13 protein-coding genes are annotated in these 17,521 nt (G+C 64.8%); 4 read left to right on the top strand and 9 right to left on the bottom strand.

Features of this window, described 5'->3' with window-relative positions; translation table 11 throughout:
* Window positions 1-511: 511 nt before the first annotated feature.
* The gene (locus tag CCUG20998_RS04900) at window positions 512-4,402 is read right to left on the bottom strand and encodes a PPE family protein (protein ID WP_116269095.1); all 3,891 of its coding nucleotides are present in this window, start codon (window positions 4,400-4,402) and stop codon (window positions 512-514) included.
* Window positions 4,403-5,145: 743 nt separating this feature from the next.
* Between CCUG20998_RS04900 and CCUG20998_RS04895 the strand changes: the two genes are divergently transcribed.
* Together CCUG20998_RS04895 and CCUG20998_RS04890 are read left to right on the top strand one after the other, a co-directional pair.
* A complete protein-coding gene (locus CCUG20998_RS04895) occupies window positions 5,146-7,125 on the top strand; it encodes a PPE family protein (protein ID WP_038581367.1) in 1,980 nt (659 codons plus the stop codon).
* A gap of 134 nt (window positions 7,126-7,259) precedes the next feature.
* Window positions 7,260-7,895 (top strand): TetR/AcrR family transcriptional regulator, encoded by a 636-nt coding sequence (locus tag CCUG20998_RS04890; RefSeq protein WP_020731939.1) that lies wholly within the window; start codon window positions 7,260-7,262, stop codon window positions 7,893-7,895.
* On the opposite strand, the gene mftG is transcribed toward CCUG20998_RS04890, so the two are convergent.
* The 7 genes from mftG to mftA form a co-directional block, all read right to left on the bottom strand.
* Entirely contained in the window at window positions 7,885-9,321 is a 1,437-nt protein-coding gene (gene mftG, locus CCUG20998_RS04885; protein WP_020731938.1) for a mycofactocin dehydrogenase MftG, read from the bottom strand. The two genes, CCUG20998_RS04890 and mftG, sit on opposite strands and share 11 nt — an antisense overlap.
* 8 nt (window positions 9,322-9,329) lie before the next feature.
* Complete coding sequence (gene mftF / locus CCUG20998_RS04880; protein ID WP_036457292.1) at window positions 9,330-10,742, bottom strand: mycofactocin biosynthesis glycosyltransferase MftF; 1,413 nt, start codon at window positions 10,740-10,742, stop codon at window positions 9,330-9,332.
* Window positions 10,739-11,491, bottom strand: a complete 753-nt coding sequence (gene mftE / locus CCUG20998_RS04875) for a mycofactocin biosynthesis peptidyl-dipeptidase MftE (RefSeq protein ID WP_020731936.1) — start codon at window positions 11,489-11,491, stop codon at window positions 10,739-10,741. Before mftE ends, mftF begins: the two co-directional genes overlap by 4 nt.
* A 154-nt stretch (window positions 11,492-11,645) precedes the next feature.
* Entirely contained in the window at window positions 11,646-12,818 is a 1,173-nt protein-coding gene (gene mftD, locus CCUG20998_RS04870) for a pre-mycofactocin synthase MftD (protein ID WP_012392929.1), read from the bottom strand.
* Between the two features lie 2 nt (window positions 12,819-12,820).
* Window positions 12,821-13,996, bottom strand: coding sequence for a mycofactocin radical SAM maturase (gene mftC / locus CCUG20998_RS04865; RefSeq protein ID WP_038578905.1), 1,176 nt, complete (start codon window positions 13,994-13,996; stop codon window positions 12,821-12,823).
* Window positions 13,993-14,322, bottom strand: a complete 330-nt coding sequence (gene mftB / locus CCUG20998_RS04860; protein WP_197565176.1) for a mycofactocin biosynthesis chaperone MftB — start codon at window positions 14,320-14,322, stop codon at window positions 13,993-13,995. The genes mftC and mftB overlap by 4 nt, the downstream gene beginning before the upstream one ends.
* Window positions 14,307-14,399, bottom strand: a complete 93-nt coding sequence (gene mftA / locus CCUG20998_RS04855; RefSeq protein WP_068873850.1) for a mycofactocin precursor MftA — start codon at window positions 14,397-14,399, stop codon at window positions 14,307-14,309. Before mftA ends, mftB begins: the two co-directional genes overlap by 16 nt.
* 121 nt (window positions 14,400-14,520) lie before the next feature.
* Here mftA and mftR point away from each other — a divergent pair, with 121 nt between their 5' ends.
* Together mftR and CCUG20998_RS04845 are read left to right on the top strand one after the other, a co-directional pair.
* Window positions 14,521-15,114, top strand: a complete 594-nt coding sequence (mftR, locus tag CCUG20998_RS04850; RefSeq protein WP_020731934.1) for a mycofactocin system transcriptional regulator — start codon at window positions 14,521-14,523, stop codon at window positions 15,112-15,114.
* The gene (locus tag CCUG20998_RS04845) at window positions 15,114-16,175 is read left to right on the top strand and encodes a DUF2332 domain-containing protein (RefSeq protein ID WP_020731933.1); all 1,062 of its coding nucleotides are present in this window, start codon (window positions 15,114-15,116) and stop codon (window positions 16,173-16,175) included. The genes mftR and CCUG20998_RS04845 overlap by 1 nt, the downstream gene beginning before the upstream one ends.
* A 98-nt stretch (window positions 16,176-16,273) precedes the next feature.
* On the opposite strand, the gene CCUG20998_RS04840 is transcribed toward CCUG20998_RS04845, so the two are convergent.
* Entirely contained in the window at window positions 16,274-17,512 is a 1,239-nt protein-coding gene (locus tag CCUG20998_RS04840; RefSeq protein WP_373144997.1) for an NAD(P)/FAD-dependent oxidoreductase, read from the bottom strand.
* Between the last annotated feature and the right edge of the window lie 9 nt (window positions 17,513-17,521).

Genomic DNA, 17,521 nt, shown 5'->3' with positions numbered 1-17,521 from the left:
CGATCAATTTTGTGAGCAACAAAAGACATACGGACGGCGCTCACATGAGAAAAATGCATCAACGATCGATCGCGACCAGGTAATTCAGACGAATCGGACAGGACCGGCTCGCCCGTCGGCAGCCGATGCGACAACGGCGTCTCCGGTCACCGCAAGGAGCACTGCAGCGCCGACAGAACGCCCATATTCCGCTGTCCAGACGTACTTTCAGCACTACCCACGCAGGCTGGCCGACCGCCGTCACACCCCCGCTTGTCCAGTCCCGGATCAGCGCAGGGACCGTCATTCAATGCACTCAGAACCGCTGTTTTCGCCGTCCGGAGATTACCGCCGACGACCACAAAATAGCCGCACCGATTGCGCCGCCAGTCCCATATCAAACCCCGACGCGGGGCTATCTGCGGTCTGTCGATTACCGCTTTCATTTCTACCCCAGTCCGGCCCCCTCATTCGATATCAAAACCATCGCCTCGGAGAGGCGGGTGCCGGGCATTCACCACCCGGCCGTGTTTCACGGCAGGTTGCTCCCGAAGAAGCCCGAAAGGTTGCTCCCGATGTTCGCGAAGCCGGAGATCAGGCCCGTCAACGAGAACGGCCGGACACCGGTGTTGGCGAAGCCCGACACCCCGCTGCCCAGATTTGAGAATCCGGAGGAAAGTCCCCCGTAGTTCTGGTACCCCGAGCCCCCCAGTAACCCGACGGGGTTGGTGTTGAACCAGCCGGAAAGCCCGGATCCGTTGTTGCCCAGACCCGAGTTGCCACCGGCACCGGAATTGAAGAAGCCCGATGAGGGGGTAGCGCTCGAGTTCAGGTAGCCGGGCCCCGCTGGGAATGCGAACTCCCCGATGGTGGTGCCGGGCAGATGGATGCTTGGGATGGTGAGTGGCGGTGTGGTGAACGACCCCAAGCCGATCGGCGGGATGGTTATTGGCGCCGTGGTGAACTGCGGGGTACTGATCTGGGGCAACGTGAACCCCGCCACCGAAACCGGATCAATCGTGAACGGCGCCGTCGTGAACTCCGGAGTACTGATCTGCGGCAACGTGAACCCCGCCACCGAAACCGGATCAATCGTAAACGGCGCCGTCGTGAACTCCGGAGTACTGATCTGCGGCAACGTAAACCCCGCCACCGAAACCGGATCAACCACCAACGGCGCCGTCGTGAACTCCGGAGTACTGATCTGCGGCAACGTAAACCCCGCCACCGAAACCGGATCAACCACCAACGGCGCCGTCGTGAACTCCGGAGTACTGATCTGCGGCAACGTAAACCCCGCCACCGAAACCGGATCAACCACCAACGGCGCCGTCGTGAACTCCGGAGTACTGATCTGCGGCAACGTAAACCCCGCCACCGAAACCGGATCAACCACCAACGGCGCCGTCGTGAACTCCGGAGTACTGATCTGCGGCAACGTAAACCCCGCCACCGAAACCGGATCAACCACCAACGGCGCCGTCGTGAACTCCGGAGTACTGATCTGCGGCAACGTAAACCCCGCCACCGAAACCGGATCAACCACCAACGGCGGAGTCGTGAACTCCGGCGTCGTAATCTCCGGCAACGTAAACCCAGCCACCGCAACCGGATCAACCACCAACGGCGGAGTCGTGAACTCCGGCGTCGTAATCTCCGGCAACGTAAACCCAGCCACCGCAACCGGATCAACCACCAACGGCGGAGTCGTGATCACCGGGGTCGTAATCTCCGGCAAGGTAAACGCGCCCACGATCGTGGGCGGAATGCCGATGGGCGGGATGGTCAACTCGGGCAAGGTGAAGGCTCCAACGTCGATCTGGGGAAGCGAGAAGCCGATGCCGCTGATATTGAACCCTTGGATGACGATGTCACCCGTAGAGATGTATGCCTGGTGCTCGAGGCCTCCGATTTGGGGGATCACTCCGGGTTGGCCCGTTTGCAGGAATTCTATGTTGTTGGGAAGGAAGGCAACAAAGTTGTTGACCCTGATTCCAGGAATTGTCACCGTCGGCAACTCCAGGTAGCCGGTGCTGGACACGGTGCTGATGGCGGGAGTCCTAAATCCGCCCGCGTCTATTCCACCGACGGTGATCGATCGCGTCTGTAGGGCAGGTAGGTCAAAGCCGCCGACCGTGGTGCCAGCGGGTATCGTCAAGGACGGTATCGTCAACGACGGAATACCCAGCTGCGGCAGACTAAACGCACCCACCGTCGTACCCTCCGCCAACGTCAAAGGCGGAATCGTCAACGACGGAATACCCAACTCCGGCAGACTAAACGCACCCACCGTCGTACCCTCCGCCAACGTCAAAGGCGGAATCGTCAACGACGGAATACCCAACTCCGGCAGATCGAACCCACCCACCACAATGTCCGCCGGCGTAGTCGCCGCCGGAATCGTCAACGCCGGCAACGTCACCCCCGGCAAATCAAACCCACCCACCACAACATTCGCCGGCGTAGTCGCCGCCGGAATCGTCAACGCCGGCAACGTCACCCCCGGCAAATCAAACCCACCCACCACAACATTCGCCGGCGTAGTCGCCGCCGGAATCGTCAACGCCGGCAACGTCACCCCCGGCAAATCAAACCCACCCACCACAACATTCGCCGGCGTAGTCGCCGCAGGAATCGTCAACGCCGGCAACGTCACCCCCGGCAAATCAAACCCACCCACCACAACATTCGCCGGCGTAGTCGCCGCCGGAATCGTCAACGCCGGCAACGTCACCCCCGGCAAATCAAACCCACCCACCACAACATTCGCCGGCGTAGTCGCCGCCGGAATCGTCAACGCCGGCAACGTCACCCCCGGCAAATCAAACCCACCCACCACAACATTCGCCGGCGTAGTCGCCGCCGGAATCGTCAACGCCGGCAACGTCACCCCCGGCAAATCAAACCCACCCACCACAACATTCGCCGGCGTAGTCGCCGCCGGAATCGTCAACGCGGGCAAAGTAATCGGCGGCAGGCTCAGATTGGGGATGGTAATTCCGGGGATTTCAAGAGGCGGCAAGGTCAAGTCGGGCGTAGTGATGGAGAAGTAGAAATTGCCCTGGCCAACGCCACGATAGAAGATGCCGTTGTTCATCTCGCCCGTGTTGAACAGGCCGTTGTTCATGTCGCCGATGTTGAATGCGCCGGTGTTGAGGCTGCCCGTGTTGAACCAGCCCGTGTTGGCGGTGCCCGTGTTGAGGGCACCCGTGTTCGATGGGCCAGGGTTGAAGGAACCCATGTTGAAGCTGCCGGTGTTGAGACTGCCGGTGTTCGCGTTGCCGACGTCAAGCAGGCCGGTGTTGAACGATCCCGCATTGAGCAAGCCCGTGTTGGCCTGCCCGGAGTTGAAGAGTCCCGTGCCGTAGGCACCAGAGTTTCCGATGCCGAAGTTCCCGGTACCTGAATTGAACAGGCCGACGTTTCCGGTGCCCGAGTTGAACAGGCCGAAGTTGCCGACGCCGGAGTTCAACCCGCCGATACCAACCTGATTGTCGCCGGTCAGCCCGATGCCGATGTTGTTGTTTCCGGTATTGGCAAAGCCAAAGTTGCCGGAACCCGCGTTGGCAAACCCAGTGTTGAGAGCGCCCAGGTTCCCCCAGCCCAGGTTATTGCCGCCACTGTTTGCGCCACCAATGTTGTTGCTACCCAAGTTCGCCCAGCCGGCATTGGAGCTGCCGAGATTTCCGGATCCGAGATTGAAGTTGCCGAGGTTGCCGCTGCCGAGGTTGCCGATGCCGTTGTTAGCGTTACCGACGTTGCCGCTACCGATATTGGCGAGCCCGAAGTTGACAGTGCTGGCGTCCGCCGGTAGCCGCAGCGCCGTGACCGCAGCGGTGACCGTGGTTGCGGGCGCACCATTTCCGAATGCCGCGATCACCCTGCCCGGCAGGTCCGACAGATTCTGCAGAGGCTGTGCCAGCGGTGTCAGCGATGCTGCCGCCGCCGAAGCACCGGCATGGTAGGTCGCCATCGTTGACACATCCAGTGCCCACATCTGCTCATACTCGGCTTCGACGGCCGCGATCGCCGGCGCGTTTTGGCCGAACAGGTTCGACAGCACCAGCGACACCAGGCTGGAACGGTTAGCCGCGAGCAGGAAGGGCTGCACCATCGCTGACTGCGCAGCGGCGAACTCGGCCACCAACGCCTCAGCCTGGGCGGCGGCCTGTTCGGCATGGGCCGCCGCCGCGTTCAGCCACCCGAGGTAGGAAGCCGCAGCGGTCCCCATCGCTACCGACGATGCTCCCTGCCACGCGCCACCGACCAGCCCCGAGGTCACCGAAGCGAAAGAGTCTGCCGCGGACTCCAGTTCCACGGCCATCCCGCCCCAGGCCGTCGCAGCCGTGCGCATCGGCTCCGCTCCGGGCCCCGTGAATATCAGCGCGGAGTTGACCTCCGGCGGCAACACTGAAAAGTTCATCGCCCAACCCTCCCGGTCTGGCCGCGGGCCAGCACTCGCGCCGAGTACCGCGTTGCTTATCGAGTCGACTTCCGAAGCAGCAGAGAAATGACAATGGTCGTCTTCATCACGCTTTCGCTGCATGAATTCCCGCTTGAAAGCGTGATTCGATCCTGGCGCGGGGACCGCCACTAAATTTGGTGTACCAAAAATTCATTCCCCCGACTGCAGATCGAAATATAGCGGCAGCTCACGTTGGGCCGCAAGCGTTTCAGCTGATAGGGCGCGTTATGAACCAGCCCCGTCAATTGCGAGACGCCGGTGTTGCAAACGTGACATCGAGGTCTCCAATTGCGGCTGGAATCTTAAATAACGGCGCCGAGTCGCATTGTTTCGGAGTTAGCTTTCCGGCAGGTGTACACCAATTCGCCGCACCGACAAAAGGAGGAATGACTGATGGACGTTACGCGAAATAGGCGACTGTTCACACTCCGCGCGCTGGGCGCCGTGGTAGCCGCCACGCTCGCCGCTGCGGCGTTGTCAAGTTGCAGCAGCTCAGGGGATCCAGGCATCCAGGATCCGACGATACAGGGCGCCGCGAGTTCCGCGGACCTGATCAACGCGGGGTAGCTGCGGGCTAACTCGAGGTCGTTCGCACTCTCATCCGATGCGTTGTTTCTCAGACGCATCGGATGAGAGTTGCGTTTTGAGCCGGTTGGCGGGCTATGGGGTGCTGACCGCTGGACCAAGGAAGGGCCGTGCTGATGTTGGCGAGTTTTTCGGTGTTGCCCCCGGAGATCAATTCGGCTCGGTTGTTTGGTGGCGCGGGATCGGCGCCAATGCTGGCCGCCGCGACGGCCTGGGACGGGCTGTCTGCCGAGCTATCCGGTGCGGCGGGCTCCTTCGGGTCGGTCACGTCGGGGTTAGCAGCCGGGGTGTGGCAGGGTCCGGCGTCGGCGGCCATGACGGTGGCGGCCGGCCACTATGTCGGCTGGTTGCGCACCTCGGCCCTACATGCCGCAGGGGCGGCAGCCGCCGCGCGCGCAGCGGCGGCCGAATTCGAAGCCGCCCTGGCGGCCACGGTGCATCCGGTCGCGGTCGCGGCCAATCGTGCACAGCTGGCGTCGCTGGTGATGACCAACCTGTTCGGCCAGAACGCACCGGCGATCGCGGCCGCCGAATCCTGGTACGAGCAGATGTGGGCCCAGGACGTCTCGGCCATGGCCGGCTATTACGGCGGCGCCGCGGCGGTGGCCGCTCAGTTGGCACCCTGGAGCCAGCAATTGGGCACGATCGGAGGCGCTGTGGGCGGCAGTGCCGGCGCCGGGCTTCCCCGGGCCTCCGGCCTCAGCGCAACCGGCGCGAACACCAGGTCCATCGGCACGAATGTTGCTGCCGCACAAACGATTGCGGAAGTGATGGGCGGCAGTGGCATTCCGATGCCCTCGCGGCGCTACGTGCAACTCGCCAACTCCCTCTATATCGGCCGCAGTGTTGGGGGCGCGGTCGCGCAGGCGTTGTTCACCCCCGAAGGCCTCTACCCGGTGACCGGGGTCAAGAACCTGACGTTTGACACCTCGGTGGCCCGGGGGGTGGTCATCCTAGAGAGCGCGATCCGCGAGCAGATCACCGCCGGCAACAACGTCACTGTGTTCGGCTACTCCCAGAGCGCCACCATCTCGTCGCTGACGATGACCAAGCTCGCCGCATCGATCAACCCGCCCACGCCAGATCAGCTCTCGTTCACGCTGGTGGGTGACCCCAACAATCCCGACGGCGGAGTAGCCACCCGGTTCCCGGGACTATCGCTGCCGAGTCTGGGGATCACCGCCAGCGGCGCCACACCGGACAATCTCTACCCGACCAGGATCTACACCCTCGAGTACGACGGCGTCGCCGACTTCCCGCGCTACCCGCTCAACCTGGTATCCACCCTCAACGCGCTGGCGGGTGCCTACTACGTGCACACCGACTACTTATTCCTAACTCCCGCCCAGATCGATGCGGCCGTGCACCTGACCAACACGGTGGGCCCGACCATGACCGACTACTACATGATCCGCACCGAAGACCTCCCGCTGCTCGAACCACTACGAGCACTGTCCGTACTCGGAGACCCGCTCGCCGACCTGGTCCAGCCCAACCTCGAGGTCATCGTCAATCTGGGCTACGGCGACCCCGCCTACGGATACTCGACCTCACCGCCCAACGTCGCTACCCCCTTCGGGCTCTGGCCCGAGGTGAGCCCGCTGACGATCGCCGACGCACTCGCCGCCGGCACCCAGCAAGGAATTCACGACTTCGGCTACGACATCAGCCATCTGGATCTACCGCAGATCACCAACGGGTCCAGTTCACCGGTGGGCAATCCGCAGGCCGCTCCCACCACCGGACCCGCCGCGCCGATGGTCTCGATCAACACCATCATCGACGACCTACAGGCGGCGAATAGCCAAGTTGCCAACACCATCACCGAGGTGGGTGCCGCCAGCTACGCAGCCCTGCTGCCCACTGCCGACATCGCCAATGCCGCCATCACCAGCGTGCCGTCCTATAACATCAACCTCTTCCTCGACGGCATCCAACAAGTCGCCAACGGCGACCCGATGGGTTTCGTCACCGCCGTCGGATACCCCCTGGCGGCGGACGTAGCCCTGATTACCGTGGCCGGCCTCCTGCAAGCCTTCGTCCTGGTAAACGCGGGCCAGGCAATCGCACATGCGATCACCACGCCCATCGGCTGATCAGTTACGGACGCAGATCGGGGACCACGCCGCCCACCCAGCGCCCGGAGCCCGCCACCCGCACGAACCCAGCAGATTGAGACAAAATTGCATTCGCTGAGACAATTTTGTCTCAGATGATGTACTATCGTCTCATGGCACTGGATCACGAACGCCTTCTTCGAGCCGCCGCAGAGTTCCTCGGCCGGAGGCCTAACGCAACCCAAGACGAGATCGCCGCGGCAATCGGCGTCAGCCGTGCGACATTGCATCGCTACTTCGCCGGCCGCGCCGCGCTGATCGATGCGCTAGAGCAGCTCGCGTTCGGCCAGATGCGCGAAGCGCTGAAAAGCGCTCGCTGGCAAGAGGGATCGGCTACCGAGGCGCTGCGGAGGCTGGTGGCGGCATGCGAATCGGTATCCGGGTACCTGACGTTGCTCTACGCCTACAGCCAGGATTCCGACACCAATGAGCTCAAGCAGGGCTGGCTGGAAATCGACAGCGAGATCAAGGAGCTGTTCCTCCGCGGTCAGCGCCAGGGCGAGTTCCGGCCCGACCTGGCGGCCGGGTGGCTGACCGAAGCGTTCTACAGCCTGGTCTCCGGCGCGGGCTGGTCGATAAACACCGGACGGGCGGCCCCGCGCGACTTTGCGCCCATGATTACCGAACTCCTGCTGCACGGCGTGAGCCACTCCGGTCAGCCGAACACCAACAATCACCACGCCCCGGAGCGCCGCCGGCTCGGTAGCGAGCCGATGCGGCCGATGATCAACTCGCGGGTTACCCGATGAATTCCGCCGCCCGGTGACCCAGCATCACGATTGTTGCGTGCGGACCACGGCTGGGAATCAGCGGCAGGATGGATCCGTCAACCACCCAAAGGTTTTCGATACCACGCACCCGGCACTCGGGATCGACGACGGCCGTCGGGTCGGCATCGACACCCATCGGTGCACTACCGCACAGATGCTGCGATGTCGCCCATCCCGGCTCCCCCGCCACTGCCGACCCCGCTAACTCGCGCGCCAACTCGGTCCCCCGCTGCAGAGCCGCGACATCGGCCGGCTCACTGTCGTAGTGGTGTCCGATCCGGGGAGGCACTGAAGGGTCGGGCGATGCCAAGGTGACCCGGGCGCGAGACCGCGGTCGCATCAGCGCCACTCCGAGGTGCGGCCAGTCCCGATGCCCCTTAGCAGCTGCGCCCGCCATTGCTGCGAATCCTGTTGTGTATGGCCTAATTTCGATGCCGTCGGCGGTATTGAGTACCGCCTCCAACACCGGCCGTCCGGCGGCGACGGTCCATGTGGTCGGCAACGCCCATTCAGGATGGTCGCTGCAATTCATCCCGACGGGCAACGCCTGCACCACCGGGACCCCGGCGGCCCGCAGCATCGCGTGGTCGCCGATACCCGAGAGCATCAGCAGGTGTGCGGATCCAATTGCTCCGGCACAAAGCACAATTCGATCCGCCCACAGAGTCATCGGCCCCCTCGGACCGACGGCATCGACGCCCACCGCGGTCGCGGCGGAAAAGCGCACTTGCTGGGCCCGGGTTTCTTCCAGCAGGGTCAGGTTGGGGCGGCCCAGCGCCGGCAGCAGATATGCGGCCCCCGACCCGGTCCGTACCCCGTCAACGATGTTCAGCGGGACCGCGCCCACGCCCGCGGCGATATCCGGACCAACATCGTTGAGATCGGCGATCCAGCCGAACCCGGCACGCTGAGCGGCCGTGACGAATCGCTGCGTGACTCCGGTCTGATCGCGGGTCCGGCGCACCGGAATGGGACCCGTGCGGCCATGCACGGGCGTGTCGAAGTCCAAGTCGGTCTCGATCGCCCGGAAGTGTGGGAGCACCTGCGACCATGACCAGCCCGGTATCGCGGCACCATCGAAATCCCGCGCCAGCCCGCGGCAGAAGTACCCGCCGTTGACCGCCCCTGAGCCGCCAAGTGTCGCCCCGCGCAGGATCGGAATTCGACGAACTGGATCATCCGTGAGCTGGCTCTGATAGCGCTGAACCAACGGACTGTCAGCACTGATCGGTAGCTGCAGCCCGTTGGCAGTTTGAGCCAGCAACCGTGGATCAGCAAGGCCGGGCCCCGCCTCGACCAACGTCACCGCGCAACTCGGATCGGCGGAAAGACGCGCGGCCAGGACCGATCCGGCGCTTCCGGCGCCGACGATCAGGACATCACTGTGGCGCAGCGCCGCGGTCAAGGCCGCCGTTACCGTCGGATCTGCGGCTTGAGCGCGCCCACGTTGCGTTCACGCATCACCCCGTACCACAGGCCGAGCCCGTAGGCGAGGTCATCAATGCGCTTGAGCAGTAGGTAGGTCAGCAACCCAATCGGTTCGGAGTCGCCATCGGGGTCCTCTCTGCGGCGCAGCCAGTCGACCACACCGTCGATGACCGCAGCCACCAGCACGATCCGCCTACAGTGCCGGGACACAATGACTGCGATCAATGTCACCGGCCAGTAATGCCGGCAAATGGCCGACGCCAACTGCAGTGCGGCCGACCATAATCCGCGCGCCGCGACCACCACCACATCCCACGATGAAGTTTGGGCACTACGCAGTGCCGTGGCAATCCGCCGGCCCGTCAACACCGCGATGATCAGCGAGGCCAGCTGCGTTGCTCGGGTACCCAGCGACATCAGCACCCAGGCGGTCAAGGCCCAGCCGGAAATCACCAACGGCGCGGTCTTGTCGGGGTGGCGCACCGACAGCGGCGCCGCCGAACCGCCGTAGAACGCCTTGCGCGCGATCCAGGCACGCAATTGGGTCCGATGCTCATGACCAACCAGGGCAATCGGCTCGTAGCGCAGCCGGGCACCGGACTCGATAAGGCGCCAGCACAGATCGACGTCCTCACCGGAGTGCAGGGTTTCGTCGAACCCGCCGACCTGACGGATGGCGGAGCAACGGCAGATGATCGCGGCGCTGGGAACGTAGGACACCGGGCTGTGTGGCAATATCGGCGCTTCCCGCTGACCAAGGTCCAGCGACGAACGCACGGCCTCATAGCGGGCCACCAGGTTCTCGCTCGGCGCCAGGCCCACAATGCGAGGCGCGACCAACGCCACGGTGGGATCGCAGAAGTGCCCGAGCAGGGCCTCGAGCCAGCCGCGGCGTGGCGCCACGTCGGAATCCAGAAATGCCACGAACTCGGTCGTGCAGGCTGCCAACCCGGTGTTGCGAGCGGCGGCCGGCCCCTTGCTGCGCCGGTGGTGCAGCACTTCGATATCGCAGTGCGCCCCCGCGAAGTCCTCCAGCTCGACCGGGCTCGACGACCCGTCATCCACCACGATCACGCGCAGGCCACGCAGTGAGGCAACCAGCCGGCGCACCCCGGATGCATTGTCTCGCACCGGTATCACGACAGTGACATCGCGATGCGATGGCCCGCTCGCCGGCCGGGGATGCGCTACCGTCGCGTCCAACAGCGTGCGGGCCAGCTCGGCGCTGATGTCGTCGCGAACCTTCAGACGACCGTCACAGAGCATGTCCTGGGCGGCAGGCGCCAGACGTAGCAATCGGGTCGGCGACCCACCGAGCAGGGCCGATCCGCCGCCGAGCACCCGCACGCGACGGTCAACCTGAACCGCGAACCCGTCAGGTAGTCGGGGTTGCGTCATGTCAGCATCCCGTCGGGCCCGGGGGTCCACCGGGCAATTCGAGACACGCAATCATCGACCATCTCTGCGAAGATTCGCCTTCCCTCTACTGCGGTCGCCGTGGTCGGATCGCCCAGCACACCTATCGGGCTGACCGCCGCGACGCCACCGCGGCGCAACGACGGCAGCAATTCGGCCAGCGGCGCCGCGTTCCCCGCACTCAGCCGGTCGGTCAGCACCACCTCCGGTGAAATATGCAGCAACACTGATGTTTCAGTATGGCCGGCATGAGCGTCACCGCCCGCCGAGCCGCAGGCAGACCATCCGGCGTCGCGACCTTCGGCGCGCAGCTGCCGAACCGCACCACGCAAGGCCTCGAGATTGCCACCGTGCCCGTTGACGAAAACCAGCCGATCAGCCCAGCAGGCGGCCGACCTCCCGTACTCGAGCAGCAGCACCCTCAGAGCCTCGGTGCCGATCGAGATCGTTCCGGCAAAACTCTGATGCTCACCGCTGGCACCGTATGCGATCGGGGGCGCCAACAGCCAACCGGGTTGACACTGCGTCAGGCGGCCGTGCATGCGCGTGGCAACCGCCCGGGCGACCGCGGTCGCGATCCGGGTGTCGGTATCCAGCGGCAGGTGCGGTCCGTGCTGTTCAGTTGACCCCAGCGGGATCAATATTGACGGCGAGGTGCTTGGTAGCTGGCTCGACGTCGAAGTCCCCAATTCGCCGAGTACGGGCACTCGCCGATGGTAGGACGAATTCACCTGGCGTGCACCGATTGTTACCTTTTCTACGGATTTTTTTCTTCGGGTCGACGCCTGACCGGCCCGAACTCAACTCGCCGGACCGGCGGCAGCGCCCGACCTCACAGATTCTTGATACGGCCGCTCAACTTTGTGGTAAGACAGGCCCGGACTCCTACCCGCCCAGGCGCCGGACGAAATCGGCGGGGATCAGAATGTCATCTGACCGCAGGTCATGGATCGAACTATGGCCCAGACCCATCAGCGCCGAGTCGATGCCGCCGCGCAGAATGTCCAGGACGTTCTCGACGCCGGCCTGACCGTTGGCGGCCAGTCCCCACAGATAGGCGCGGCCAACCAGCACCGCCCGGGCACCCAGCGCCACCGCCTTGACCACGTCGCTCCCCCGCCGGATGCCGCCATCCAGCAGCACCTCGACCTGGTCGCCGACCGCTGCCGCCACCGCGGGCAGGGCCCGAATCGACGCCGGCGTCCCATCGAGGTTGTTTCCACCGTGGTTGGACACCGAAATCGCCGAAACTCCAGCGTCAACAGCCCGTTTGGCGTCGTCGACCCGCATGACACCCTTGAGCATGAAAGGTCCACCCCATAGCTCACGCAACCAGGCAATGTCATCCCAGGTCGGCGGCGGAGTGCCCATCCATTCTCCGTACGCGGCGAAAAACGCGGGACCGGGTTCGCCGCGCCGCCCCTGATTTGGCACCCGCAGATCCGGTGGCCGCAATGTCTTACCGAACTTCCACAGCCACCTGGGGCGAACAATCGCCTCCGGCGACAGGCGCAGGATGGTCCGCAGGTTCATCTGTTCGGGGATCTTGGGGCTGCCCCAGTCACGCCCGTGGGAGAACGTCCAGTCCGTGGTGACGATCAGGCCCACCGCTCCGGCCTGACGGGCCCGCTCGACACGCTCGGCAATCGCGTCGCGCCCACCGAGCCAGTAGATCTGAAAGAAGATTTTGGGGTTGGCGGCGATGACATCTTCGATCGTCTTGCTGGCAAACGACGACAGGCCCATCGCCGTGCCACGTGCGGCCGCTGCGCGGGCAACGGCCACCTCACCGTCGGGATGCACCGCTTGAACGCCGGTGGGCGAGATGAGAACAGGCATCGAAATATCCTGTCCCATAACGGTGGTCGACATATCGCGCTTTTCAGCTGCGCCGATGACATGCGGTGCGAAGCCGAGTTCGCTAAACGCCGCCACATTGTCGGCCACCGTTATTCCCTTTTCGCTGGCCGAAATCAGGGATGAGTAAACAGATTTCGGGAGACGCCGTTTCGCCCTCTGCTGGGCGATGGCGACCGTTTCAAACCATTCATCGGCCATGACTACACGGGACTTTCGTTGCACAGGCGCGCGGGCGGACGCGTCGTCAGCGTCAGGGGCACCGGCGCGCTCACTCGGCTGCCCCGCGAGTGATCCACCCGCGGACGCGGCGCATGCCGCTCCTGCGCCAGTGCCGGCGCACCGTACCCCTGGACGCACTCGGGGTCGGGCCCATCGAGCGGAAGACCGGTGAAGAACTTGGCCGCCATGCAACCGCCGCGGCAGCTGTCGTAGTGCCCACAACTGCCGCAGGCGCCCGCCGACTGCGGCTCCCGCAGCTGCCGGAACAACGGCGCGTTCTTCCAGACCTGGTCAAAACCGCCGTCGGTCAAGACGTTTCCAGCTAGGAAGCGGTCGTGGATGGCGAACGGGCAGGCGTATACGTCACCCACCGGATCGATCAGGCACACCACCCGCCCGGCTCCACACATGTTCAGACCGGCCAGCGCACCCGAGGACCCCAGGGGCGCCAGGTGAAAGAACGAATCACCGGTCAGTACCCGTTCGCCCTTGGCGACCAACCAGTCGTAGAGCGCGACCTGCTGGGCCGCGGTGGGGTGCAATTCCTCCCAGACGTCCGCACCGCGCCCCGACGGCCGTAGCCGGGTGATCCGCAGCGTGGCACCGTAGCGGTCCGCCAGCGCGGCGAAATCATCGAGTTGGCCGACGTTGTGCCGGGTCACCACCACGGAGATCTTCGCGTCGGCGAAACCCGCGGCCGCCAGGTTCTCGAGCGCGCGCACCGCCATGGCGAACGATCCGGCACCCCGGACCGCGTCATTGACTTCGGCGGTCGCGCCGTCGAGCGAGATCTGGACATCGACGTAGTCGCTGGCAGCTAGCCGCGCGGCGACCTCCGGGTTGATCCGAACCCCGTTGGTAGAGAACTTCACTCCGACGTGGTGCGCGGTGGCGTAGTCCACCAGCTCCCAAAAGTCCGGACGCACCGTGGGTTCGCCACCACCGATGTTCACGTAGAACACCTGCATGCGTTCCAACTCGTTGATGATGTCCTGGCATTGCCGGGTGGACAACTCACCCGGATCCCTCTTGCCTGAGGACGAAAGACAATGCACGCAGGCCAGATTGCAGGCGTAGGTCAGTTCCCACGTCAGACAAATCGGCGCGTCGAGCCCATGCTCGAACTGCTCGATCAGCCGCGGTACGGCGGTCGTCATTGATCAGCCTCCTGGGGAACCAGCATGTGAGAGCCGGCCAGAACCGACAACGCGTGCAAGTAGGGAGCGTGTTCGGAGTCATCAACCCCCGCGGCGCGGCAGGCCGAGCGGACATCGGGATGGTCGGCCAGGGACCGAACGACCGCCAAGATGGTGCGATTTTTCAGAAATGACAGCTTGCGGGTGCCGAAGTGATAAAGCAGCGCTCCAAACGGCTCCGGCCGCACCGCCACTTGCGGGTGCAGCCGCCAGCCCCGATCAGGGTCGAAAGACCCGGCCCCGGCGGCCGCGTGCGCCGGCGCGGGCACGGTCAGTAGACCCCGCACATGCCGTCGATGGACACCTCTTCGACCAGCGACTCGGTGACCAGCTCGGCAGTCTCGGTTTCAGTTTCGCGGTCCATGTGAGTTGCCTTTCGTCATGGGCGTTAACAATGAGGTGACAATGAGCGGTGGCGCTAGTCACGGTCAGCGTCAGCGATGCCAGAATATGGCATCGAGTGCCTAAATGGAAGGGTGGAACCGATGGCGCATGAGTCGCGGGCCGGTCGGCGCCCCTCGACGACCAAGCGCCACATCGCCGACGTTGCCATCGACTTGTTCGCCGCCCGCACCTTCGCCGAGGTCAGCGTCGACGACGTTGCCCAAGCCGCCGGCATCGCCCGACGCACCCTGTTCCGCTACTACGCCTCGAAGAACGCGATCCCCTGGGGCGACTTCGACACCCACCTTGCCCAGCTGCAGGATCTGCTCGAGCGCATCGACGGGCACGTTCGGTTGGGCAAGGCGCTGCGGGAGGCGCTGTTGGCATTCAACACCTACGACGAATCCGAGACCATTCGGCATCGCCAGCGTATGCGCATCATTCTGCAAACCGCTGAGCTGCAGGCGTATTCGATGACGATGTATGCCGGCTGGCGTGCGGTGATCGCCGGTTTCGTGGCCCGACGACTCAGTGCCAAACCCACCGACCTGGTGCCCCAGACGGTTGCCTGGACGATGCTCGGCGTCGCGTTGAGCGCCTACGAACACTGGCTCAGCGACGAATCCGTCTCGTTACCGGAAGCACTCGGGAACGCCTTCGACGTCGTTGGCGCCGGCGTGGAGAAGCTGGACTGATGCAGGAGGCAAAGAGTGGGGGTATCCAGCATCTGCTGCACACCCTGCGGTCACAGGGCCGGTTCTGCGCCCGATCCGGATCGCCGATGTATGGCGAGTTGTTTGAGTTGGTCGCCGCCGATGTCGAAGCGGGCGGCGTATTCGCGCCCATCCTGGGCGGCCACGAGGACGACCCGTCGCGGTATGCCACGCCGCTGCGACTGCTCGGCGGCCTGCACCGAATGGTGCTCGACGGCCGGGCACCCACGTTGCGCCGCTGGTATCCCAGCACTGACGGCACCTGGAACGCCAAGAGCGCCTGGCCCGAAATCGAACTCGTCGCGGCCAACCACACCGAAACCTTGCGCGACGCTCTTGACCAGCCCCCACAGACCAACGAAGTCGGCCGGTCTGCCGCACTGATCGGTGGCCTACTGCACATTCGCCACGAATTCAACCTTCCGGTAAGACTTTTCGAGTTTGGGGCCAGCGCAGGACTGAACCTGCGGGCTGACCGTTACCACTACCGCTACGCCGGAATGACGTGGGGCCCGATCGACTCCCCGGTGACTATCGAAGATGCTTGGCGCGGTGAGTTGCCGCCGGCGCTGGCACTACAGATCGTCGAACGTCACGGCTACGACATCGCACCCATCGATATCTGCGGCACCGACGGCGAAATGATCGTGTTGAGCTATGTCTGGCCCGACCAGCACGCCCGGATGAAGCGGCTGCGCGGCGCGATCGCGGTCGCGCGGGACGTCCCGGCACAGCTCGAACGCAAGACCGCCGCCGACGGCGTCGCCGGGCTGACGCTCCAAGACGAAACACTGACGGTGTTGTGGCATTCGATCACCTGGCAATACCTGGCCGCCCAGGAGCGTGCCGCGATCCGCGACCGGGTCGCGGAGCTGGGCGCACAGGCCGGCCCCCGCTCGCCCTTCGCCCACCTCACCCTCGAGCCCGCACGCGACGAGGGCGGGCGGCTCAAGTTCCTGGTGCGTCTGGCCAGCTGGCCGTCCGGCGAGGCCCGGGTTCTAGGCCAATGTCATCCGCACGGGCCACCGGTGAACTGGCAGTAGCTTTCTCGGCGCGCCATCGCCCAAGTTTCGGTTGGCGTCGGCCACTGCACAAGCGGGCCGCCCGGGCCAGCACCAGGCGCCGGTATCCGCGCAGATGTCTAGCCCTGCGATTCGTCCAGCATCTCGGAGATGGGCGCAGCGGCGGCGATCTTGGCACGTACCTTCATGACCTTGCCCGGCACCCCGCCACCGACCACGCCGACGAGCACACCATCGCGCTCGTAGTAGGCGAGGAACTTTCGTCCGTCGTCCTCGACCAGGTGCACCACATCGGTCGAATGCGGCTCACCAAGGCATTGGATCTTGACGTCGTACTGGTCACTCCAGAAGTAGGGCACCACCACGTTCGAGGACAATTCGCGCCCCAACATCGCCGGCACCACTACCCGTGCCTGATCGGCGACATTGCTCCAATGTTCCACGCGGACTTGGTGTCCCATTTGATCCCGCCAGGATGCAACATCACCGAGCGCCCACACGTTGGGCACGCTGGTACGTCCGGCGGCGTCACAGACCACGCCGTTATCGACCGCGATGCCGCTACCGTCGAGCCACCCGGTCGCCGGGTGCGAACCGATGCCGACAACCACCAGATCGGCGTCGAGTTGCGTGCCGTCGGCCAGCACCACGGTGTCGACATGGCCGTCGCCGCGGACCTCGGCCACCCCAATCCCGGTGCGAACATCGACGCCCTCGCTGCGATGCAGCCGCGCCACCAGCTCGCCGATCTGCTCGCCGAGCACCGCCGCCAGCGGCGTTGGCTGTGGTTCGACCAGGACCACCTCCACCCCGAGGCCGCGCAGACTGGCCGCCACCTCACACCCGATGAAACCGGCACCAATCACGACCGCGCGCTTGGCGGCCGATGCGTGGCTGCGCAGCGCCATACATTCGTCAAACGAGCGCAGCACCCGAATGCCCTCGAGTTCGGGGAAGGTCGGAATTCGCCGGGGCACCAAGCCGGTTGCGATAACCAGCTCGTCGTAGCCGAGCACCGTCCCATCGGCCAGCGTCACGGTTTGCGCGGCGGTGTCCAAACCGGTTGCCGCCGAGCCCAGCCGCAGGGTGATGCCCTTCTCGTCGTACCACTCGCGTGGCTTGAGCGACACGTCGTCGACCTCGCTGCGCAGCACCTCTTTGGACAGCGGCGGTCGGTCATAGGGCAGGTGCACCTCGTCGCTGACGATCGTGAGCTGACCCTCATAGCCGGCCCGACGCAGCTGCTCGGCGGTGCGGGCGGCCGCCAGCCCGCCGCCGATGATCACAATCCCGTTGGCCTCCGTGGCGCCGGGATCCTGGGTCACACCTTCACTACTGGTCACGTGGTGTTCATACACGATGGCGTG

The organism is Mycobacterium marinum, from assembly GCF_003391395.1.
Classification (GTDB): Bacteria; Actinomycetota; Actinomycetes; order Mycobacteriales; family Mycobacteriaceae; genus Mycobacterium; species Mycobacterium marinum.
This window is presented reverse-complemented; position numbering and strand designations above follow the sequence as displayed.

Bases quoted from the DNA above. Each gene is read 5' to 3' on its own strand.
- mftA (WP_068873850.1), bottom strand. From the start codon at position 14,399: ATGGACCGCGAAACTGAAACCGAGACTGCCGAGCTGGTCACCGAGTCG.
- CCUG20998_RS04900 (WP_116269095.1), bottom strand. From the start codon at position 4,402: ATGAACTTTTCAGTGTTGCCGCCGGAGGTCAACTCCGCGCTGATATTC.
- mftF (WP_036457292.1), bottom strand. From the start codon at position 10,742: ATGACGCAACCCCGACTACCTGACGGGTTCGCGGTTCAGGTTGACCGT.
- mftR (WP_020731934.1), top strand. From the start codon at position 14,521: ATGGCGCATGAGTCGCGGGCCGGTCGGCGCCCCTCGACGACCAAGCGC.
- CCUG20998_RS04895 (WP_038581367.1), top strand. From the start codon at position 5,146: ATGTTGGCGAGTTTTTCGGTGTTGCCCCCGGAGATCAATTCGGCTCGG.
- CCUG20998_RS04845 (WP_020731933.1), top strand. From the start codon at position 15,114: ATGCAGGAGGCAAAGAGTGGGGGTATCCAGCATCTGCTGCACACCCTG.
- CCUG20998_RS04890 (WP_020731939.1), top strand. From the start codon at position 7,260: ATGGCACTGGATCACGAACGCCTTCTTCGAGCCGCCGCAGAGTTCCTC.
- mftD (WP_012392929.1), bottom strand. From the start codon at position 12,818: ATGGCCGATGAATGGTTTGAAACGGTCGCCATCGCCCAGCAGAGGGCG.
- mftC (WP_038578905.1), bottom strand. From the start codon at position 13,996: ATGACGACCGCCGTACCGCGGCTGATCGAGCAGTTCGAGCATGGGCTC.